At 62.5% G+C, this 21,755-nt stretch carries 21 protein-coding genes; 3 read left to right on the top strand and 18 right to left on the bottom strand.

Annotated features, from left to right (window positions below; translation table 11 throughout):
- Nucleotides 1–12 precede the first annotated feature (12 nt).
- The 4 genes from AC6LKD_RS15735 to AC6LKD_RS15720 are packed head-to-tail and all read right to left on the bottom strand — an operon-like array spanning nucleotide 13 to nucleotide 3,524.
- Nucleotides 13–612, bottom strand: coding sequence for an ABC-type transport auxiliary lipoprotein family protein (locus tag AC6LKD_RS15735; protein WP_498116751.1), 600 nt, complete (start codon nucleotides 610–612; stop codon nucleotides 13–15).
- Nucleotides 612–1,568, bottom strand: coding sequence for an MlaD family protein (locus AC6LKD_RS15730; RefSeq protein ID WP_013396854.1), 957 nt, complete (start codon nucleotides 1,566–1,568; stop codon nucleotides 612–614). The genes AC6LKD_RS15735 and AC6LKD_RS15730 overlap by 1 nt, the downstream gene beginning before the upstream one ends.
- Nucleotides 1,555–2,394: an ABC transporter ATP-binding protein gene (locus AC6LKD_RS15725; protein WP_424238224.1), complete on the bottom strand. Its 840-nt coding sequence runs from the start codon at nucleotides 2,392–2,394 to the stop codon at nucleotides 1,555–1,557. The genes AC6LKD_RS15730 and AC6LKD_RS15725 overlap by 14 nt, the downstream gene beginning before the upstream one ends.
- Nucleotides 2,394–3,524, bottom strand: a complete 1,131-nt coding sequence (locus AC6LKD_RS15720; protein ID WP_492273906.1) for an MlaE family ABC transporter permease — start codon at nucleotides 3,522–3,524, stop codon at nucleotides 2,394–2,396. Before AC6LKD_RS15720 ends, AC6LKD_RS15725 begins: the two co-directional genes overlap by 1 nt.
- A 96-nt stretch (nucleotides 3,525–3,620) precedes the next feature.
- Between AC6LKD_RS15720 and AC6LKD_RS15715 the strand changes: the two genes are divergently transcribed.
- The 3 genes from AC6LKD_RS15715 to AC6LKD_RS15705 are packed head-to-tail and all read left to right on the top strand — an operon-like array spanning nucleotide 3,621 to nucleotide 5,464.
- Nucleotides 3,621–4,469, top strand: a complete 849-nt coding sequence (locus AC6LKD_RS15715) for a biotin--[acetyl-CoA-carboxylase] ligase (RefSeq protein ID WP_492273905.1) — start codon at nucleotides 3,621–3,623, stop codon at nucleotides 4,467–4,469.
- Complete coding sequence (locus AC6LKD_RS15710; protein WP_498116737.1) at nucleotides 4,466–5,272, top strand: type III pantothenate kinase; 807 nt, start codon at nucleotides 4,466–4,468, stop codon at nucleotides 5,270–5,272. Before AC6LKD_RS15715 ends, AC6LKD_RS15710 begins: the two co-directional genes overlap by 4 nt.
- 15 nt (nucleotides 5,273–5,287) lie before the next feature.
- Nucleotides 5,288–5,464 carry a hypothetical protein gene (locus AC6LKD_RS15705; protein WP_013396859.1) on the top strand — a complete coding sequence of 59 codons (177 nt, stop codon included), beginning with the start codon at nucleotides 5,288–5,290 and terminating at the stop codon, nucleotides 5,462–5,464.
- Between the two features lie 36 nt (nucleotides 5,465–5,500).
- Here AC6LKD_RS15705 and AC6LKD_RS15700 read toward each other — a convergent pair whose 3' ends face one another.
- The 14 genes from AC6LKD_RS15700 to AC6LKD_RS15635 form a co-directional block, all read right to left on the bottom strand.
- Complete coding sequence (locus AC6LKD_RS15700) at nucleotides 5,501–6,796, bottom strand: 3-deoxy-D-manno-octulosonic acid transferase (RefSeq protein ID WP_498116736.1); 1,296 nt, start codon at nucleotides 6,794–6,796, stop codon at nucleotides 5,501–5,503.
- A gap of 1 nt (nucleotide 6,797) precedes the next feature.
- Nucleotides 6,798–7,838: a lipopolysaccharide heptosyltransferase I gene (waaC, locus tag AC6LKD_RS15695; protein ID WP_498116735.1), complete on the bottom strand. Its 1,041-nt coding sequence runs from the start codon at nucleotides 7,836–7,838 to the stop codon at nucleotides 6,798–6,800.
- 165 nt (nucleotides 7,839–8,003) lie between these two features.
- Nucleotides 8,004–8,876, bottom strand: coding sequence for an NAD-dependent epimerase/dehydratase family protein (locus tag AC6LKD_RS15690; RefSeq protein ID WP_498116734.1), 873 nt, complete (start codon nucleotides 8,874–8,876; stop codon nucleotides 8,004–8,006).
- Entirely contained in the window at nucleotides 8,873–10,762 is a 1,890-nt protein-coding gene (locus AC6LKD_RS15685) for a polysaccharide biosynthesis protein (protein ID WP_498116733.1), read from the bottom strand. The genes AC6LKD_RS15690 and AC6LKD_RS15685 overlap by 4 nt, the downstream gene beginning before the upstream one ends.
- 58 nt (nucleotides 10,763–10,820) lie before the next feature.
- Complete coding sequence (locus AC6LKD_RS15680) at nucleotides 10,821–11,396, bottom strand: PglD-related sugar-binding protein (protein ID WP_498116732.1); 576 nt, start codon at nucleotides 11,394–11,396, stop codon at nucleotides 10,821–10,823.
- A gap of 282 nt (nucleotides 11,397–11,678) precedes the next feature.
- Nucleotides 11,679–12,707 (bottom strand): MraY family glycosyltransferase, encoded by a 1,029-nt coding sequence (locus AC6LKD_RS15675; RefSeq protein WP_498116731.1) that lies wholly within the window; start codon nucleotides 12,705–12,707, stop codon nucleotides 11,679–11,681.
- A 19-nt stretch (nucleotides 12,708–12,726) separates the two neighbouring features.
- Complete coding sequence (gene wecB / locus AC6LKD_RS15670) at nucleotides 12,727–13,854, bottom strand: non-hydrolyzing UDP-N-acetylglucosamine 2-epimerase (protein ID WP_498116730.1); 1,128 nt, start codon at nucleotides 13,852–13,854, stop codon at nucleotides 12,727–12,729.
- The gene (locus tag AC6LKD_RS15665) at nucleotides 13,847–14,857 is read right to left on the bottom strand and encodes a polysaccharide biosynthesis protein (RefSeq protein WP_498116729.1); all 1,011 of its coding nucleotides are present in this window, start codon (nucleotides 14,855–14,857) and stop codon (nucleotides 13,847–13,849) included. The genes wecB and AC6LKD_RS15665 overlap by 8 nt, the downstream gene beginning before the upstream one ends.
- A gap of 19 nt (nucleotides 14,858–14,876) precedes the next feature.
- Nucleotides 14,877–15,743, bottom strand: a complete 867-nt coding sequence (locus tag AC6LKD_RS15660) for a dTDP-4-dehydrorhamnose reductase family protein (RefSeq protein WP_498116728.1) — start codon at nucleotides 15,741–15,743, stop codon at nucleotides 14,877–14,879.
- A 1-nt stretch (nucleotide 15,744) separates the two neighbouring features.
- Nucleotides 15,745–16,989, bottom strand: coding sequence for a glycosyltransferase family 4 protein (locus AC6LKD_RS15655; RefSeq protein WP_498116727.1), 1,245 nt, complete (start codon nucleotides 16,987–16,989; stop codon nucleotides 15,745–15,747).
- On the bottom strand, nucleotides 16,986–18,050 hold the full coding sequence (locus AC6LKD_RS15650) for a glycosyltransferase (RefSeq protein WP_498116725.1): 1,065 nt from the start codon (nucleotides 18,048–18,050) through the stop codon (nucleotides 16,986–16,988). Before AC6LKD_RS15650 ends, AC6LKD_RS15655 begins: the two co-directional genes overlap by 4 nt.
- A 66-nt stretch (nucleotides 18,051–18,116) precedes the next feature.
- A complete protein-coding gene (locus tag AC6LKD_RS15645; protein ID WP_498116724.1) occupies nucleotides 18,117–19,391 on the bottom strand; it encodes a glycosyltransferase family protein in 1,275 nt (424 codons plus the stop codon).
- 4 nt (nucleotides 19,392–19,395) lie between these two features.
- Nucleotides 19,396–20,472: an acyltransferase gene (locus AC6LKD_RS15640; RefSeq protein WP_498116723.1), complete on the bottom strand. Its 1,077-nt coding sequence runs from the start codon at nucleotides 20,470–20,472 to the stop codon at nucleotides 19,396–19,398.
- Complete coding sequence (locus tag AC6LKD_RS15635; protein ID WP_498116722.1) at nucleotides 20,469–21,698, bottom strand: glycosyltransferase family 4 protein; 1,230 nt, start codon at nucleotides 21,696–21,698, stop codon at nucleotides 20,469–20,471. The genes AC6LKD_RS15640 and AC6LKD_RS15635 overlap by 4 nt, the downstream gene beginning before the upstream one ends.
- Between the last annotated feature and the right edge of the window lie 57 nt (nucleotides 21,699–21,755).

The raw sequence follows: 21,755 nt of genomic DNA, 5'->3' as shown, positions 1-21,755 counted from the left end.
AAAAAAGCGATGTTAACCGCCCGCCCTGGGCGCGGGCTTCAGCGTCGTGGCCAGCCACTGTGCCAATTGGTCGGCGGCGTCGTCCGTCGCCTGGCGCAACGCCGTGACCCCGCCTTGCGCGTCCTGCGTGGGCGCCGGCGCGCGTGCCTCGATGCGCGTCTGGCCCAGCACGCTGCGGCCGCTGAGCAACACCGCCTGCAGCAGCACGCGGCCCTCGCTGGACTGGCCGTCGGCCGCGAATACCTGTTCGAACTGGGACAACGACACCTGCAGCTGCGGCGTCTGCAGGGTGACACGCTCATCCAGCACCGGCCCCTGGCGCGACAGGCGCTCGGTAAGGCGCTGCCGCACCAGATCCGCCGGCGGCGAGGCCCAGCGATAGCTGGCATAGGCCTTGGGCGCGGCGCTGTCGCCCACGCGCCAGATCACGCCGGTATCGGACAGGCTGGGCACGGCCTGGAAGACCAGCGCAATCGTCTCGCGCGCGGGCAAGGCCGGCGCCGGGCGGGAATCCAGGCCCAGGTCGAACACCGAGGGCGGTGCGGCCACCCGGCCGATGCCGCAACCGGCCAGGGCCAACGTCAGGATAAGAACGGCGCTACGCATCTTCATCATTTGGACGATCTCCCGAAGCCTGCAAAGCCGGCCTCGCCGGGCCCGGGCTCGCGGGGCGCCGGGCCGAACAGGAACGATTGCGGCGTGTTGTCCACACGGCGCAGGGTAACGGTGGCGCCGCGCGCGGCCGCGCTGACATTGGCGGCCATGCCGGTGATCGCCGGCAGGGTCTCGCCATCCAGCCGCGCGGCGGCCAGGGCGATGTCGTTGAGGCTGCTGGTGGCGGCGGACAGGGGTCCGCCAGGCGCATTCAGGCGCGCCAGCGACTGGCGGGCCTGCGCGGCCAAGTCGCCAACTTCGCGCGCGGCGCGGTCGGCCTGGCGCGAGGTCTTGTCCAAGGAATCCATCAGGGGACCGAGCTTGGCCATCGTGGGCCCCAGATCCTGGCTGGCAGCCCTGAGCGATTGGGTGATATCGGTAGCGTTCTGCAGGCTGGCAGTGAGCGCCTGCACATTCTGCTCGCTCAGCACGCGCCGCAGTTGTTCGGTGACCTCTTCCACGTTCGAGATCAGCTTGCCGCCGCGCTGCTCGATGCGATCGAGAAAACCGGGGCGCAGCGGAATGGCGGCCGGATGCGCGGCCGACGACGCCAGCCGCTTCATCGACGTGCCGTCGTCGCGCAGTTCCACGTTGGACATGCCGGTCACGCCCTGCACGCCCAGCTCGGCCCAGGTGGATTCGGTGATCGGCGTGTTCGGCGCCACCCCGATGCGGATGCGCACCTGCCCGGGCTTGTCCGGGTTCAGGGCCAGCGACTGCACCTTGCCCACCGGCACGCCCTGGTAGCGCACCGTGGACTGCGGGTTCAGGCCGCTGACGGCGGTGGCGGAGATGATTTCGTATGGCTGCAGCTGCGTCCGGTCTCGGCCGATCCAGATGGCCACCAGGGCGGCTGCGGCCAGCAGGACCAGCGTGAAGATGCCGGCCATGAGCGCATGACTACGGTTTTCCATGATGCAATCCCTTCGGCGCCAGATCCCCCAGCGCACGCAAACCGCGCTCGCCCAGGAAGAACGTGTGAATGAACGGGTGATCGACCTTCAATACTTCCGGCACCGTGTCGCACACGATCACCCGTTTGTCCGCCAGCACAGCGACGCGCGTGGCCAACGCCAGCAGCGTGTCCAAGTCGTGCGTCACCATGACGACGGTAAATCCCAATTGTCGGTGCAGGCTGCGCACCAGGTCCACGAATTCGTCCGAACGCAGCGGGTCCAGGCCGGCGGTGGGCTCGTCCAGGAACAGCAGTTCCGGATCCAGCGACAGCGCGCGCGCCAGCGCCACGCGCTTCACCATGCCGCCGGACAGGTCCGAAGGCCGCTTGTCGGCGTCGCGCGCCGACAGGCCCACCATCGCCAGCCGGCACATGACGACGTCGCGCACCAGGTCTTCCGGCACCGTGCGCAGCTCGCGCAGCGGCAAGGCCACATTGTCGAACACCGACAGCGCGGAAAACAACGCCCCCGCCTGGAACAGCATGCCCCAGCGGTAGGACAGCCGCCGGCGTTCGCCCGCCGTCAGCTCGAACAGCGCATGTCCCAGCACCCGCACCGTGCCCGCGGCCGGCCGGTCCAGCCCGATGATCTGCCGCAGCAGCACCGTCTTGCCGGTACCCGAGCCGCCCACCAGCACCAGGATCTCGCCAGGGAAGACCGTCAGGTCCAGATTGTCGTGCACCACATGGTCGCCGAACGCCGTGCGTAGCCCGCGCACCGTGATGACGGGTTCTACCGTGACCCCGTCCTCGGCGAACAGCTTGTGCTGAGCGGCGCTGTTCATCAAATGCCCACCGAACTGAAGATGACGGCGTAAAACGCGTCCAGCAGGATCACGCCGGTAATGGAGGTCACCACCGAGGTAGTGGTGCCGCGTCCCAGGCTTTCCGTGTTGGGCTGGATGCGCAGACCGAAATGGCAGGCGATCAGCGCGATCAACATGCCAAAGGTCACACCCTTCAGAATGCCGATCCAGTAGTTAGTCAGTGAAATCGCATCCGGCAGCGACTGCAGGAACCATTGCGCCGACACCCCCAACTGCATCTGCGCGGCCAGCATGCCGCCCAGGATCGCCATGGCGTCCGTCCACAGCACCAGCAGCGGCATGGTCACGGCCAGCGCCACCACCCGCGGCAGGATCAGGCGCTGCCCGTGCGAAATGCCCATGACCAGCATCGCATCCAATTCCTGCGTCACCCGCATCACGCCGATCTGCGCGGTGATCGCGGAACCCGAACGACCGGCGACCAGGATGGCGGCCAGCACCGGGCCCAGTTCGCGCACGATGGACACGCCCAGCAGACGCACGATGAAGCGGTCCGCGCCTATCATCTGCAGCTGCTGCGCCGACAGGTAGGACAGCACCACCCCGATCAGGAAACCGACCAGCGCCGTAATGCCCAGCGCCTGCGCGCCAGTGCGGTACACCTGCGCCGAAATCTCGCGCCAGGGCCCCAGCCGCGGGCGCCGCAGCATGCCGCCGAAGTCCAGCACCAATTGACCCAGCATGACGAGCAAGGCGCGGCCATTGTCGATGGCCTGGAAGATCGCCTCGCCCACGGCGCGCAGCCAGCTCCACGGATCCCGCTTGGACGCTGCGGCCGGCGTCTCGCCCTTGTTCATGGCCAGGGCGTTGAAAACATCCTGCTGGCCCGCCGACCAGCGCACGCGCTCGGGCAGCTTGTGGCCCCAGGCTTCCCAGATCAGCAGCGCGCCGATGGTGTCGAGCCGGCCGATGCCGTGCAGGTCCCAGCGCGCGCCGCCATCGGTGGCGCAGGCCAGCGCCTCGCGGCGGCGCTGCACTTCGCCGGGTTCGGCCAGCGCCAGCACGCTCCAGTCGCCGGCCACATGGCACACGCCTCCTTCAAAGCGGAAAGGCGCGGCGGCAGGTGCGGACGTAGCGGAATGCGGCATGAAGACAGAATACCGGTGCAAAAATGTATCGCCAATCATAAACGCTGGCGCAGGCAGACCGCGAGCGCGGGCCGCGTGCCCTACAATCGCCGCCATATGCCCGCTCAAGCCAGCCCCATCGACCTGCCCGCGCCGGAAACCCTGGCCCGCACGCTCAGCACGCGCCTGCCCGCCTTCCAGGACATCGCCTGGACCGGCAGCACCGGATCAACCAACGCCGACCTTCTGGCACGCGCACGCGCGGGCGCTGGCGGCAAGCCCTGGCTGCTCGGCACTCACCTGCAGGAAACCGGGCGCGGCCGCGCCGGCCGCCCGTGGCAGAACCGCACGGGCTCCACCTTGATGTTCTCCTGTGCCTTCGACGTGCATCTGCCGCCCGCGCAACTGCCCGCGTTGTCGCCGCTGGCCGGCATCGCCGCCTGCGAGGCCCTGCGCGCCGTCGCCGGCCCGCACGCCACAGGGCTGTGCATGAAGTGGCCCAACGACGTGCAATGGCACGACGCCAAGCTGGCGGGCGTGTTGGTGGAAACCACCCGCAATCCTGGCGGCAGCGAGGCCGGCCATACGGTCGTCATCGGCATGGGTGTGAACCTGGTCGACGCCGCCCGGCTGTCGCTCGCGCTGGAGCGCGAAGTCGCCGACTGGTGCCAGGTACAGGCGGGCGCGGCCCGCCAGGCAAGCGCCGCCGACCTGGTCTGCGCCAGCGCCATGGCCTGGCTCGAAACGGTCCAGACCTTGGAGCGCGAGGGCTTTGGCGCCTTCAGGCAGCGTTTCGACCAGGTGGACGCTTTGGCCGGCCGCAAGGTCAACGTGCTGGACAAGGGCGCTATTCTTCTAAGCGGCACCGCCAGCGGCGTGGACGAGCAAGGCCGCCTGCTGGTGCAAACGCCGGACGGCACCCAGCCGATCCTGGTCGGTGAAATCTCGATTCGACGCCAAGCATGATTATTCTCATCGACTCCGGCAACAGCCGTCTCAAGGTGGGTTGGCTGGACGCCGGCAACCCCGACACGCCGCGCGAGCCGGCGGCGGTGGCCTTCGACGGTCTGGACCTGGACGCCCTGGACCGCTGGCTGTCCACCTTGCCGCGCCGCCCCTTGCGCGCGCTTGGCGTCAATGTGGCCGGCGAGGCCCGCGGCGCAGCCATCGCCGCCATCCTGCAAAAACACGGCTGCGCGGTGACCTGGTCGCCATCGCAGGCGACCACGCTGGGGCTGGTCAACAGCTACAAGACGCCCACGCAACTGGGCGCCGACCGCTGGGCCTCGCTGCTGGGTGTGCTGTCGCGCCTGCCTGGCACGCACCCGCCCTTCGTGCTGGCCAGCTTTGGCACCGCCACCACCATTGACACCGTCGGCCCCGACAACGTCTTCGCCGGCGGCCTGATCCTGCCCGGCCCGGCCATGATGCGCAGCGCCCTGGCCCATGGCACCGCCAATCTCCCCATCGCCAACGGCCAGGTCGTGGCCTATCCCACGGACACGCACGAGGCCATCGCCTCCGGCATCGCCGCCGCGCAGGCCGGCGCCGTGGTGCGCCAATGGCTGGCCGGACGCCAGCGCTACGGCCAGACGCCGCAAATCTACGCGGCGGGCGGCGGTTGGCCCGAAGTGCACCAGGAAATCGAACGTTTGCTGGCGGACGCCGGCGGCGCCTTCGGCGCCGCTCCGGTGCCGATTTATCTGGATCACCCCGTCCTGGACGGCCTGGCGGCGGTTGCCCGCGCCACCCTGGACGTCGACGCCTGAACGGAGCCCCCGGCCATGCGCGTGCTCTTCATCCTCATCCTGCTTGCAAATCTGGGGGTCTATGCGCTGGGCCAGGGCTGGCTGGGCGTGCGCCCCGAGGACGAAGGCCGCGACCCGCGCCGCTTCAACCAGCAACTGAATCCGGACGCCGTGACCCTGGTCCCCAAGACGGCGCCGCCCCGCGCCCCCTGAAGCCCCAGCCGGCGCACGCGCCGGCCGAGATGGGCGCTAGCCCGCCCTTCCCGCCTCCAGCCACGGCGCCAGCGCGTCCAACGTACGCTCCGTGGCCCCCGAATGCATGCGGAACCATGCCAGTGCCGCCTCTGCCGCACGCTGACGGCGCGGCTCGTCCGCCAGCAAGGCCATCGCCGCATCCACCGCCTCGGCGGCATCGGCCGCGCGCAACGCAGCGCCCGCCGCGATGGCGTCTTCCGCCGCCTGCTTGAAATTGAAGGTATGCGGGCCGACGATGACCGGCACGCCCGCTGCGCAGGCCTCGATCAGGTTCTGCCCGCCCAACGGCGCGAAGCTGCCCGCCACGATCGCAGCGTCCGAAGCGGCGTAGTAGAACGCCATCTCGCCCAGCGTGTCGCCCAGCAGCACCGCCGTGTCCGGGCCCGGCGCCTCGCCCACGGACCGCCGGACGTACGGCAGCCCGGCCGCTGACAGCAGACGCGCGGCCTCGTCAAAACGCTGTGGATGGCGCGGAATCAACACGAACAAGGGCGCGCCGGGCCGGGCGGCATGGCGCTTGATGGCCTCGATGAAACCGCTGTCCTCGCCCTCACGCGTGCTGGCCACCGCCACCACCCGCCGGCCCAGCCGTTCGCGCCAAGCCTGTCCCGCGGCAACTCGCGCCGCCGGCAGGACCAGATCGAATTTCAGATTGCCCGTCACGACCGGCTGCGGCGCCCCGGCCTGCACCAGCCGGTCCGCATCCTCGGCGGTCTGCGCCAGCACCGAGTCCAGTCCGCCCAGCGCTTCGCGCATCACGCCGCCCATCCTGCCCGCCTGCCGCAGCGACGACGCCGAGAACCGCGCGCTGACCAGCGCCATCGGCACGCCGGCGCCGCGAGCGGCGGCCAGCAGGTTGGGCCAGATCTCGCGTTCGATAAGCAGGCCGCAACGCGGCCGCCAGGCCGCCATGAAACGGCGGGTCGCGCCGGGAAAATCGTAGGGCAGCCATGCCTGGCGCAACTGCCCGCGGGCGATCGCGTAGGCGTACTGGCGCGCGCCCTCGGCCCGGCCGGTGGCCGTCATGTGCGTCAGCAGCACCGGCAGCCCCCGGTCGAGCAAAGCCTGCAGCAAGGGCTGCGCAGCGCGGGTCTCGCCCAGGCTGACCGCATGCACCCAGACGGGAGCCGTCCACGCTGTACAAGAAATAGCGGGGGCCGGGGCATGACCGAAGCGTTCGCCAGAGAAGATTTCCCATTGGCCGCCCGCGCGCCGGGCGCGGTGGCCCATCCAGAGCCAGACCAGCGGTGACAAAGCCCTGAGCGCCAGCGAGTAGACGCCGCGGTTCATGTCACTGGGCGGCCAAGGCCTGCTCCACCGCCGCCATCACGGCCTCGCGCGAAGGCGAAGCCCCGCGGTCGCCCAGGCTGGCGGTGTAGCTGGAGCCGACCAGCGGCGTGCGCACCGGGGTCGAGGCGCGGTAAATGCCGATGGTGGGACGGCCCAGCGCGGCCGACAGATGGGTCAGGCCGCTGTCCAGCCCCACCATCATGCGGGACCCGGCCAGCAGGCGCGCCACCGCGCTCAGATCCATGCGCGGCATCACCTCGGCGCCGTCCATGCCGGCAATCAGCAGGCGGGCGCGCTCGGCCTCCTGCTCATTCCCCGCCAGCAATTTCAAAGTGCAGCCCGCCTCGCGCAGGCGGCGGAAAACGACGCGCCAGTCTTCTTCCGGCCAGAGCTTGTCGTCGCGGCTGGCCGACGGCATGATCACGGCGTAGCCACGGTCCGTATCCAGATGGTGCAAACGCGGCAGTTCGCCGATGTTCATGCCCTCGCTGCCGACTTCCAGCACGGGGTCCGCCGCAGCCTGTGTCGCCTGGCGCGCGAAAGCCTGCAGGCCGAAATCGGGCGCGCCGGCGTACTGGTAACCGAACGTCAGGGCGGCAAGCTTGCGTTGGCGGATCACCGCCGGCTGCCAGAACTCCACCCGATGCCGCACGTTGTAGAACAGCGACGCCAGCGGCTCGCGCGCCGAACGCCAGTCCAACCCATGCCGCACACCACGGGTCTGGCGCACCAGCCAGGCGGATTTCAAGAGCGCCTGCATGTCGAGCACGATGTCGTACTGTTTGGACCGCAGGCGTTCTTTCAACGCGCGGCGCTCGGCTCGAACCTGGGCCGACCACCAAGCCTTGCGCCAGCGCCGGTGGGCCACCTTGATGACTTCCTTGACTGCGGGATGCCATGCCGGGATATCCGCAAAAGCTTCTTCTGCAATCCAGTCAATCTCCGCGTCCGGCACATGCCGGGCGATATCGGATATGGCGGGCAGCATGTGCACCAGATCGCCTAGCGAAGAAGTGCGAACTATGAGAATTCGATTTGGCATCAAGAAGAAAACATATGTTCAGCCCTGACGCATGAGGCCGTCATGGTTGCGTGGGCCGGAGGGAAGGCGACAAAATCCAAGAATTCCGGCAATTTACAACAATCCATTGGGATCATGCGAAGCCCCACCGATCAACTCACGAGCTACCGACAGGGCAGGCCGCGGCTAAGGCTCGAATGACGATGGCTTATATCCCAGATCTCGGCGAGCATCATCATGCGGAAACACCAAATCCTCATTCATACGCTCCGCCATGCCGACGGACCAATGCCGATAGCGCGGCACCCTGCGCACAAACGCGAGAGCCAGGCGGAATACACCTAGCGGCACCGTCAGAACCCTAGGCCGCAAGCCCAGGGATGCAAATACCCGGGCGACCATTTCCCGGTACTGCAGGGTTTCGCCGCCCGAAAGGTTATAGGCCTGATTGGCCGCCGCCGGAGCACTGACGGCAGCGACACTGGCCGCCGCGATATCCGATGCCTTTACCGGCTGACGCAGGCCCCGCGCGGCCCCGAATACCGGAAATACACCAAACCGCCGGATAAAGCGCGCGATCTCGGAAATATTGCCGTCATGCTCGCCACCGTAGATCAAGGTCGGCCGAAGAATGACATATTCAATATTGAAGGCTTTAGCCCATTCGACCAAGGCTGCCTCGGCATCGATCAGCCGCTTCGCCAGCGCCTGCTCGGATTCGACCGAAGAAGCCGTCTTGGTAAACCGACTGGTGGAAGAGAGCGCGACCACCCGTTTCGCACCGCTGGCACGCAGGGCGTCGAAGTACTGAGGCAAAACCCAGATCGGTGCCAACGACACCCATAGAGGAATCTGTCTTGCGCCGAACACGGATTGCGCCTCCACCCCAGGGCCTGGCAACGCGCACCACCGAACACCCCCGCTCTCGGGCAAGGGCTGCTGCCGGGAAAAAGCTATCGGTTCCAGCGCCTGGGCCTTGAGCTCGTTCAACAGCGCGGAGCCAACCAGGCTGGTCGCCCCAAGTACGCCAATACAATTCATCTCCTGTCCAACCGTCATAGCCGCTCCGTAGCCTGGATTCGATTGATGGAAGCCGCTTGCGTCCCTGAATCCTGCGTCTTCGGCGTGTACTCGGGCACCCATCGCAACAGCGTTGCGCGGACGCTTTCGTCACTCACCACCGTCTCACCATCGAGCCAAGAGGTCAACTCGTCCAGGAAATCCTGAGGCACTTCCCGTGATCGGGCGATTCGCAGCTTCGCATGGGGCGTCGGTTGCGTCTGCTCGCAATCGGCCAGCAGCTCCTCATACAGTTTCTCGCCCGGACGCAAGCCGGTGAACTCAATGCGTATCTGCTCCTCGTCGTACCCGGAGAGACGAATCATGTTGCGGGCAAGGTCCACGATCTTCACCGGATACCCCATATCCAATACGTAGACCTCGCCGCCTTGCCCCATCGCCGCCGCTTGCAGTACTAGCTGCGCCGCCTCGGGAATCGACATGAAATAGCGGGTAATGTCGGGGTGCGTCACCGTTACCGGCCCACCACGTTGGATCTGCTCATGAAACTTGGGAATGACGCTGCCCGTACTGCCCAGCACATTGCCGAATCGGACCATACCGAAGCGCGTCGGCCCCTTGCAGACGTGGAAGGCCTCACAGACCATCTCCGCCAAGCGTTTGGTCGCTCCCATGACGTTGGTGGGGTTCACGGCTTTGTCTGTCGAAATCAGGACGAACCGCTCGGCCTCGTGCCGCTGCGCGCAGCGCGCCACCACCAGCGTACCGCCGACGTTGTTGCGCACCGCCTGCCAGGCATTGCCGACTTCCATCAGCGGTACGTGCTTGTACGCAGCAGCGTGAAAGACTACTTGCGGCCTGTAGCGCGCGAATATCTCATCCATCCGATCGGCGTCTTTCACATCGCCCGCCAACGCGGTGACGTGCACGTCGGGCCGATGCTGCGCGAACCATTGTTCGATCACGTACAGCGCGAATTCGCTTGTCTCGACCAGAATTACTCGCGTAGGCGCGAAACGCACAAGCTGATGGCACAGTTCGCTGCCGATCGACCCGCCGGCCCCAGTAACCAGCACAACTCTTCCGCTCAGCATCGTGCTGACGTGGGCAGTGTCGATGTGCACCGGTTCCCTACCCAGCAAATCCTCGATTTCTACCGGTCGCATCTGGCTGATGGCGACGCGTCCGCTCATCAGGTCATCCACCTCGGGCAGTACGAAGACCTGCGCTCCCGAATGAACCGCCAGTTGCGTCACCCGCCGCTTTACTTCGGCCGGTGCGCTAGACATGGCCAGAATCATGTGCCGCGCCTTGAACTCCTGCAACACGTTTGGCAGACTGTCCAGCGGCCCCACCACGGGATGGCCCCCCAACTCTAGACCCCATTTGTTGCGATCGTCGTCAACCAGCGCAACGACTTGCCAGTCTCGACTGCGCTCAAGCTCGCGGACCAACGATGCTGCACGACTGCCGGCACCGACCAAGACCACGGGCTTTCCCTGGGCTATCAAACCGCCATAAAGCCGATGTTCCTTCCACATCCGCCAAGCTGCCCGGCCCCCTCCCATGATCAATAGCAGCAGCAACGGGTAAAGCAAGAACAGCGATCTGGGTACCGTGAAACTAGGCGGCACCAAATGGGCCGCAATGAGTAGCGCAAGCGCGGAAACAGCCACAGCCTTGAGGACTCGCTTCAAGTCGGGAAGGCTGGCAAATACCCACATCCCACGGTACAAGCCGGCCCAACGACAGGCGATCGCATGCACCAGGAGCAGTAGTGGCAGACCGAACAACATTTGGTTTACATATCCCGTCGGCCATTCGAAATTGAAGCGCAGGAGAAACCCGCCGACCCACGCGACGAGCGCCGCCAATAGGTCGAACAGAAAAACCATGAGTGAGCGAAATGCGATGGGTAACAACACGGCCTACGCCTTCAGGCGCCCAGTTAAATGTTTGACGAAAGAATAAGGTGGCTGTAAATCAATTGCTCAACACAGTTCCAGGCGGACACACCTGCCCATTCGGAACGATCACGCCATACCCGGCGCAACATCCAGCCTGCAGCCAGGCACCCGCCCCGACCTTTACGCCGCCCGCCAGATGAACGCCCGTACCAAGGTGCGCATAACTTTCCAGATGACAATCATGATCCGCGGTGCTGTGCGCATTCAGAATGGCCGCCATCCCAACATAAGCGCTGGCGCCGACCATGGCCATCCCCAAAATGGCCGTCCCTGCTTCAATAGTCGCGCTGGGGCTGATGCAAGCGGTCGGATGGATGACGGTCGCTAGTGGCAACCCGGCGTCTTGAATTGCCTTGACCCAACTGGCGCGCAAGGCGTTGTTGCCAACCGCTGCGATTGCCTGAATATCATCTGCCGCATAGTCACCCAAGGCCGCCAAATTGGAAACGACCTTGCGGCCGGCGGACTCTTGCAGCTCTGGCCAACGATCATCCGCGAATAGGATGTCCTGCCAGCTACCGTCAAGCGCCGCAGCCTCAGCTACGGCGCGTCCATGCATGCCCGCACCGACAATCAGCAGAGATCTCGTCATTGTTTCTTATTGTCCCTATTTTTTGCTGAACCCATCCGCCGTGCGCCGGCCACCGGTGCTGCCAGCTACCGGATCACGTCAACGCTGCGACTAACATAGAAATCGGAAGTGTAGCAATATAGTCGCGGCGTGAATCCGCCCTTTGCCCACTATCTCGTTCTCGTTGCGTACAGCCCGCGGAGCCGCCATCTGTACGCCAAAATTGTCATGCGCCCCCGCGATCCGCGCGGGGGATGGCATCACGCAAATGCACTTGTCAAACGACGGTGGCGAGCACCGGGCTCAACGCTCGAGCTCGCCCGCCTTGCTTCCGATCGCCAGGAGCAGCAGCGGGCCATATGCCAGAGACACGCCAGCAACAGGTGAAAGCCAGCCGCGCGCCACGCAGAGTGCCAATGGGAACAGCCAGCACACATTCAGCGCTATGACCGACAGCAGGACCGGCTTGTGAGCACCGAACCGACGCGTCGCATGCTGATAGCCATGCATACGATGGGCCATATACACGCGTTCGCCGCGCGCGAGCCGCCGCAGCAGCGTCCACGTGGCATCCGTCACGAACACGCCTAACAGGATGATCCATGCCCAGAACAGAGCGGCGTTTTGCCAAGCTGCCTGCAATGCCAGCCCGCCCAGGACGATCCCCAAAAAGCTACTGCCCGCATCGCCCATGAATATCCGTGCTGGCGGGAAATTCCAAAGCAGGAACCCGGTCACGGCAACCGCCAGCAGCAATGGCGCCGCAACCGCGCTGTCGTCCCCGGTCAGGACATACAACAAGGCCCCACCGCCCGCCACGCAAATGGCTTCGGATGCAGCCAGGCCGTCAATGCCATCCATGAAATTGTAGAGATTGAGCAGCCAGACCAACGCGAACATTCCCAGCACGCTTGCCATTACCGCCCAGAATCTGGAGCCATCGTCGGAAAAGATCGCCGCCGGCAGGCCGCCGAACCAGAAAAGCAACCACAGCGCACTGGCGAAATGCACCAGCAGACGCCACCGGACCGCAACGTGGCCACGGTCATCCAGAAAGCCTATGATTGCGACCGCCGCACCCGCGCCACCCAGCGCAATTGCGGTAGTCATGGGCAGCAGGTCCAGCCAGACCAAAACGGGCAGTCCCCCCAGGAAGCTCAGCACAAAAGCTACACCGCCGCCCCGAGGAGTGACGACCGCATGCGAGCTGCGGCTGTTCGGGACGTCCAACAAGCTGCGGCTGGCAAGCGCGTACCGGCGCAACGCCCCTGTAAGCAGCCACGCCAGGCCCAGAGCTGCCACCAGAATGCAAGAAAGAGTCGTGGTCGACATGATTCGGCTACTAGATGATTCAGGGCTTCGACCAGACCGTCCGGTTCACGTAGTCCGTATAGCTCAGCACAACGCGCACGACCTGCTTGGAGACGGGACCGCCTTCGTAGTCCTTGACGATCGGGATTACCCGCTCGTCACGGCGATGCTGGCTGGTGACCACGCGGACAGCCTCGGCGACGCGGTTGGCCTTCAAACCGCTCATGATGAGCGTGCCTTCATCCATGCCTTCCGGACGCTCATGCGCATTGCGCAGCGTGATCGCAGGCAGATTCAATAGCGAAGCCTCTTCAGTAATGGTTCCGCTATCGGACAACACGCAGAAAGCGCCCATCTGGAGCTTGATGTAGTCCAGCAAGCCGAACGGCTTCACGAAACGGATCAGCGGATGGTCCAGCGCATCGCCCAGCGCCTCCAGACGCTTGCGGGTACGTGGATGCGTCGACACGATGATGGGGTGGCCATGCGCATCAGCCAAGGTACGCAACGTTTCCAGCAGGTCGCGAAGGTTCTGCGGTGTGTCCACATTCTCCTCGCGGTGCACGCTGACCACGAAGTACTTTCCTTCGGTCAGACCTTCGCGCGACAGGACGTCGGAGGCCTGAATCGCAGGCATGTAATGGGTCAGCACTTCCTGCATGTGCGAACCCGTCTTGATGATGGTCTCGGGACGAATTCCCTCGGCAATCAGATAGCGGCGCGCATGCTCCGTCAGAACCATGTTGATGTCGCTCAAATGGTCCAGCACCTTGCGGTTCAACTCCTCCGGCACGCGCTGGTCGAAACAGCGATTCCCCGCCTCCATATGAAAGACAGGAATCTTGCGCCGCTTGGCGGCTATGACCGCCAGGCAGGTATTCGTATCGCCATACAGCAGGAGCGCGTCAGGTTTCTCCTGGTCGAAAATCTCATCGGACTTGATGATGACGTCGCCGATAGTCTTGGCTGCCGTATCACCGGCGGCGCCCAGAAAATAATCAGGCTTGCGAATATTCAGATCGTCAAAGAAAACCTGATTGAGTTCGTAGTCGTAGTTCTGACCTGAATGCACCAATACATGATTGACCTGAGCATCCAGCTCGGCAATGACCCGGCTCATCTTGATGAGTTCGGGCCGCGTGCCGACTAGCGTCATTACCTTAAGCATTAATCTGCTCCCGAATGTAATCCAGCTTCAAGAGCAGTTCTTTGACAGCACCTACGTCCAATCGCTCCGTGTTGTGGGACGTATAGTCGTCCAATTCGGAGATCTGCGTCTCGCCATCGACAAAATACTTCTTGTAATTCAGGTCACGGTTATCCGCGGGAATGCGGAAATATCGCCCCATATCTTCCGCCTTGGCCATTTCTTCGCGCGAGATCAGCGACTCATACAATTTCTCGCCATGGCGCGTGCCAATGATCTTTATCGGGCTATCGCCACCGATCAATTCCTTAAGCGCAACCGCCAGATCCGCAACCGTCGAGGCAGGCGCCTTCTGAACGAAGATGTCACCCTGCTCGGCGTGTTCGAACGCGTACAAGACCAGGTCGACCGAATCCTCCAACGACATCAGGAAACGGGTCATATTAGGATCGGTCACCGTCATAGGCTCGCCAGACTTTAACTGGTCGACAAACAAGGGAATGACCGAGCCGCGCGACGCCATGACATTGCCATACCGAGTTGCACAGATCACCGGACCAGTCTTTGTGCCGATACGCGACTTCGCCACGACCAACTTTTCCGCCATGGCCTTCGAAATGCCCATGGCATTGATCGGATACACCGCCTTGTCGGTGCTGAGCACGACCACCCGGCTGACCGAGGCAGCAATTGCCGCGTTCAACACGTTCTCGGTGCCAAGCACATTGGTCTTGACCGCCTCCATTGGATAAAACTCGCAGGAGGGCACCTGTTTGAGCGCGGCGGCGTGAAATACATAGTCAACGCCTATCATCGCCTGCGAAATGCTGTCGTAATCGCGCACATCGCCAATGTAGAACTTCACCTTGTCGTCGGCGAGCGCAATGCGCATGTCTTCCTGCTTTTTCTCGTCACGACTGAAGACGCGTATTTCGCGCACATTTGTGGAGAGAAAACGCTTCAGCACCGTGTGTCCAAAGGAACCGGTGCCTCCGGTAATCATGAGAACTTTATCGTCAAACATAGGTCAACCATTCAATCCATTAGGGAAGCGCGCGACGCGCATGCATTTCTTGAATCAATTCCGGCCAGGCGGGGGGCACATAACCGGTAGCCCGCTTGAAACGCGTGGCATCCAGCGACCGGTCGATCTTGACCCGGTCGTCTGGAGAAATTTCGATTTCCTTACCGTAAACTTGAGCCACCAGCTTGAGAAGCGAATATTTATCGATGGGCTCGACCGCACAATGGTAGAGACCATGCAACGAAGTATCGGGAATCACGAAGTCCTTCATTACACGCGCCAATTCGGTCGTCGGCAAGCCCGAGAAAATTGCACGCGTATAACCCTTGACGGGGCCGGACTGAGCCAGGAACCAATCAATCAGCGCCACATTGCTGCCCAGTTCATGCCCGATAATCGATGTACGCAGAGTAATCGCATGGGTGTCGGAGACAACCTCGCCAATGTACTTCGACTTGCCGTACAGATCTTCCGCATCGGAAGGATCCGATTCGAGATACATGCCCTTGCGGCCGTCGAACACGCAATCGGTGCTGACATGGATCAGCCGCGCGGACGCCAGCGCGCACAGCCGGGACAGCCGATGCGGCAACATGGCATTGACCGGCAGGGCGACCAGGGGATCATTGGCGTCGGCAAGCTGCTTGATAAGGCCGATGCAATTGATGACAACATCAGGTTTTACCCGACCGAGCGCGGCTACGAGGGAGTCGTTGTCCAACACGTCCACGCCAGTCAGAAGTTTCTGGCGCGAATGCTCGCCAAACTGTCGCAGCCCCGCCGCGCCACGCAAGGTTCCCCAGGTGTCAAAGCGGGCATCTTCGCTGAAACGCGCAAAAACGGCGCTGCCAAGCATGCCTGTTACACCCAGAATCAATATCTTCATGCTAAGCCTTTTGTTGATGCAATTTCAGGTTCTCGGAAAGAATACTCACTAATCGGCGCGCCTGCCGGTTTATCTCGAAATGCTCGAGGTAAAACCGCCGTCCGGCGGCGCCAAGCGCATCACGGTCCGACGCGCTCATCGCGTATATACGCTCGATGCAACTGCGCAAGCCGTCTACATCTTCAGCTGCGCACACCAGCCCCCCGCCGGACGCGCGTAGAACCTCCGCGCCTGCGCCATCCAGCGCTCCAATGATGGGACGCCCGGCTGCCAAGTAGGCCTGCACCTTGCTAGGAATCGTCTGCGTCAGAATGAGGTCACGGTTCAAGGTCACCAACAACGCTCCCGCACGGTCATATATGTGCGGCATTTGCTCGCTCGGATAACGGCCTGCCAGCACCACATTGTCCAGTCCTTCACGCCCCACCTGCTCGCGGATGCGCCCCAGCATGCTGCCGCTGCCGACCAATACAATCTTGCAATCGGCAAGGCCGCGCAACTGACGCGCTGCTTCCAGTACCGTGTGCAACGATTGCGCCGTCCCGAGGTTGCCCGCGAAAACTACGCAAAAATTCTCTTGCAAGGTCGACAGCAAAGCAGGTTCCACCGCGCACGGCGCCAGCGGCTCCGCCTGCGGATCCCGGCTCGAATTCGGGTAGTAGACGATCTTTCGCGCCGAAGCAAGACGAGCGACCGGAGCACGAAAAGCCTCCGATTGCACAAGCAATTGAGATGCCGAGGCATAAATTGCCCGCACTATCGCTCCCACTCCAGCCAGAATGGCGCGATTGCGCACGAAGCCGGTCGCACTCAAGCTTTCCGGCCACAGATCCTGAATCCAAATGGACAATGGCCGTTTCAGGCGCCATTTCAGATAGATCGCGGGAATCACCGAAATGACCGGCGAAAAAGCAACGGCCAGGACGACATCAAAATCCCTGGCGCCCAGAGCCCGATGCCCATGGCGCAATCCGTTCACGACAAATGAAAAATAGTTCAGCAGAAGGTTCTTGCCGCCACCTTGGCGCCGGGAGCGCAAAGGAACCCTGTGGACCAACGTCCCATCCGCCATGCGCTCCTGGCAGAACCCGCTTTCGCCATAACCCTCGAAAACTTTGCCGTCCGGATAATTGGGCTTGCCGGTCAGCACTTCCACAGCGTGCCCCTGTGCGGTCAAGGCGCGCACGAAGTCGTTCACGAAAAACTGTTCTGGCCAGAAGTACTGGGTGACTATCAGGATCTTCATTCGGCACCCATTCCGGAATCGCTTCCGCGCAGCATCGCCCAGAACTGGTCTGGTCTTGCCGGAGCCGGAATGGCCGCCGGGACGGCCAATTGCCGCCGCACGGCCCGAGCGATCGATATCGCCGAGCCCGGGTCGAACGTCTGGACCGGCGCGCAGACATCACGAACGTAATCCAGTTCGGATGCCACGATCGGCAACCCCGCCTTGGTCGCCTCGACCAATGGCAAGCCGAAAGACTCGCCGAATGAGGGAAACACCAAGGCGCCCGCCTGGGCATAGAGCCTGGCCACTCCCGCGCGCGTCAGTTCGCCCTGGTTCTCGATCCGCAAACCGTGCTGCCCCGCAACGGCCAGTAGCTCGTTCGCCAGCAATGCGTCCCTTGAGCCCAGCGTGAGAACGAGGGATGGGTATAAGCCTTCCTCTGCCAGCAAGCGCCAAGCCTCGACCAGACGCCGATGGTTCTTGTGAGCCACGCCATCCGCAACATAAACGAAATCCCACTGGCGCGGCATCTCATCAATCGGGGCGGAATGCGCTTGCGCCATATCCTCGACAAAGGGTGCAACGCGTACCGGCGGCGCCTTGCCCTGGCTGCCGAACCATTCCAATACCGCGCGCCGCATGGTTGGCGTCTGCACGATGTACTCCGCCACGCGGTGGCGAAATAAACGTCCGATAGACCGCTCGAAAATCAATCGCAGCCGCGTCTTCAACGGAAACTGAGCAAGTTCGACTCCATTCAGGTAGTTCCGATTCTGGAGAAAAACAATCACCCTCGCACGCGATGGCAAGACCGGCGGCAGACCGTGGAAGCAAAAAAATACTGTGCCCTCATGAGCTGTGCGTCGGGCGGCAAATTCGCCGGCCAGGCGCGCCGACGCACTGGGTTGGACCCAGTGCACCAATGCACCGTCCGGCAGCGTCAGACGTTCCTGGACTCGCGCGTCGAGGAACAGGCGCAACGGCGCCTGCCGGGGCCACGCGCCGAGCAGCGCTTGCAGAAGCACAAACCCGCCTCCGGTATGCACATTGGGCGCATAAAGAACAACGTCTGCGGGCATGGTCAATGGAAACTGGAATGCATGAATGTCATTTGGAAATGATGGTCGCGCGCGCAGGCGAAACGATCAGAGCCGTTCTAGGATATTGCCGAAACGCCGCGCAATCTGCGCGCCGCTGAATGTATCTCGGTAGGTTTGATCACACCAGGGCGATCCGTTGCGACCGCGAACATGGTCCACGGCTCCCTCGACCGCCTTCTCGATACCCTCCACGTCTGACGGGCGAGCATGCCAACAGCCCAACCGCTTCATCGCGTCCTCGGAGCCGCCGGGCGGCGTCAACCCCACTATCGGCGTATCGGCGCCAATGTAGTCCGACAGCTTGCTCGGGAGGAAAAGATTTTGCCGGATGTTGGCCTCGATCAAAAGGAGGATATCCGCGTCATACATGTGCTCCAGCGACTCGACGAACGAAACATTTCCCACCGCCCGCACTGTACCCTGAGGCAGGCTTTTGGCAGCATCGCTGGCAAGCATGTCCGGTGGCACCAGGCCGACCAATTCGACGCAAAGCTTGTCACGCAATTCAGGGCGCCTGGCAAACAAGCGCGCCAGCGCCTGGAACACGGGTTCCGGCGAACGTCGCCCGTAAAGCACTCCGACGTAGCGCAACACAATGCGCTCGTTGTTCGCTTTCGGCCGCTGTGGAAACAGAGTTTCGTCGTACGCATGCGCGATCACGTCGGTGCGACGACGCACGGACTCGGGCTGACTGCTCATCATGAGATCCAGCGAATAGCGAGAGCTGTGCACGATGAAGTCAGCGGCCGCCACCGCCCGAGGCTCGTTCCAGGCGTTCCATGCCTTTGTCAACCGGCTTATCTCCAAGGGGTTTCCCGCCCAAGGATCGCTGAACTGCGCCAGCCACTTGACGGAGGGACGCGCCCTCTTGACCCGCGTCATGACAGCATTGACCGAATGAAAAGGCGACCAGGTCATGACTGCGTCATACTGGCTCAGATCCATGTCCATGAGCTTGCGATAGGCCGACTCCCGCAACCCAGCCATCAAGTCCGGCACCCGGCCCATGCGCAAAGTGGTACGCAACCGGTTCACGAAGCCGGCGTCTGGGCGAAGACGCTCAATCTTGCCAAACGTCCTCTCCGCAAATGGCACCAAGCTGTGATCCAGAGGCAACTCTGCACAAAACGAATCCGCGCAAAGCACATCGACCTCATAGCCGGAGCGCGCGATCGCTGCCATCGGTTTATATACCGCCGCGGTCATCTGCACCTGCATCGGAGGAAATGCATAGCTGAAAAGCAGAATCCTGCCCTTGACATCAGTCTTGGTCTGGCTTGGCACCGCCGAGGCAACCGTCCGAGCATTCAAGGTATTCACAATATTATCCGGTGACACGACTGGCCCCTGGGATCAATCGAATCGCTGCAGCAATCAGGCAGCTGAAGAAAAAAGTGGTCAACGAAATCAGGAGAATTAAGAAGAAGGCAGGTAGATATTCTGCCGCCGCGCGGATGGCAGCACTGAACCGTACCTCTTCCAATACCGCCACATGCACAAAGAAAATAATAAAACTACGATCCCCAAGCCATTGGCATACTGCAGCCGCACGTCCGGAAAGCTCGATGGTCGAAAATGCAAGGAAAGCCGCAATGGCGGCAATGACGACGTTCGGAGTGAAATAGGCATAAGCGCGCTCGACCGCCGTATTCGCGTTTACGCTGAAGCGCCAGGTCAGATAGAAAGTAATGACGGAGCATGCGGCATATATCGCCACGCACCACCATCGGGGAATCGATGCACGCCTGATGCCGGCAATGAGCCCGCCCAATATGAACAGGCCGCCATATCCCAAGAAGCTGGTCTGCTGCATGATCTGCAATACCGGCAATGGCCAGTATTTGGGCACGGATGTAATCACAAACCAAACTGCAAAGAAATACACCGCCATCGCGGGCCTCGTGCGCAAGGCTTCGCATATTGCCTGCAGGAAAGGCAGCAACAGATAGAGCCCTATGATCATGTACACGAACCACAGATGGTACATGGCGGGCTGGGAGAAGATCGTCCACACACTCTGCTCATTGCTCCCAAGCGCCTTGTTCCTATACAGATATGCGATGCTCCAGAAAACCAATGGAACCAGTACCTTCAGAGTCCGGCGCAAGATATCTTTGGGCGTAGAGATTGACACATCAGGCTTGAGCAGCATTGCGCCCGATATCATGACAAACAACGGCACCGCCACGCGTACCATGGAATCCAACGCATTCGCGGATAGCCAATCGGAAAGCGGCGCCTTGCCATAGTCGTAGAAAAAGGACCCGCACGAGTGAATCAGTAGCACGCCATAAATGGCAACGACACGGCATAGATCCGCCCATGCCGCCCGCGGCCTGCGCGTCACGCTTCCGGAGGCGGCGTCCACAACCTCTTGCACCGATACACCCTGCGCCGTCATTGCACTTTTTGCCTGTTGTGAAGTACCTGGTCGTACACCGCCGCCATGCGCTCGGCCTGCAAGCGTATATCGTAGTTCTGCTCCGCCAGTTGACGCGACCTCTCCCCACGGCGCAGGCGTTCCTGGGGATTGCGAATTAGATGTTCTATGGCTGCCGACAACGCCGCCGAGTCGCGGCTGGGAACGGCCAAGCCTGCGTCCGGTGTGAAGATGACCTCGGGCAATGCCGTTCCTTCGAAACAGATCGTAGGCTTACCGCTTGCCATGGCCTCAACGGCCATCAGGCCGAACGAATCCGCCAGTGACGGCATCAGGAACAGATCGGTCGCGCTATAGACGTCCTGCATTACGGAGTCCTCGTTGGTCCAGCCCAACTCGACCAACTGGAAGCGGCCCTTGAACTGATCGACGCGACCTTTGTCGTTCAAGGTCAACAGGCAGATCGGAACCTCGGTCTGCAATCTCTCCAAAGCTTCAACAACGTATTGCAGTCCCTTGAAGTCATTCATGACGGAGCGGAAACACAGGACCAGACGCTGCGGCTCGATCCCCAATCTGGCCTTTGCAGCCGCCTGATCGTGGGGCCTGAAAAACTCCAGGTCCAGGCCGAAGGGCACTTTGTGAACCGGCACGCCTTCGAGCAGGGGCGATTGCCGGACCATGTTCTCCATCCACGCGGACGCCACCAGGATCTCGAATTTGGCGCGCCGATAAGCCAGACGCTTCAGACGGAAGTTAAGTGCCGTCGTATCGCGCTGAATGGCAAAATCCGTCTTCAAGTCTGGGCACTGCCCGCAACCCGTCTTCCAACGCTGGCAGGCAAATGGATGGATGCAATGGCCCGTCATGGCCCATGGGTCGTGCAGAGTCCAAAGCGTAGGCTTGCGAGCTGTCAGCGAGGGCAGCGACTGCATGCTCAGGAAGCCTGAGTGGATGATGTGGTAATGAACCAGATCGGCCTCAAGAAACTCCGGCATGCGGCGGAAATACATACCGTTGGAATAGAGCTGTGACTGCAAGGAAAGGGTCTTTTCCACTCCGCGCGTCAGCCGATTGATTTTGCGCAGCATACTGCCGTGCAGGCTGACGACACCTTCTTCCTGCTTGTCCTGTTCCCATACAAAATGTTTGGACGACACGCCCAGCGTTTCGAGATAGGGCTTCAGAGACAGACCATTGAAGCGGCGCCCAGGAGACTGATACCCGTTTACTTGTAGAACCTTCATTGATGTAACCGCCTATCCTCTTGTGCTGAACCCGAACTCGCGCTTGCATTACGCCAC

The organism is Achromobacter sp. D7-1 (assembly GCF_059760445.1).
Note: the sequence above shows the minus strand (reverse complement) of the source record. Positions and strands in the feature narration are given on the sequence as shown.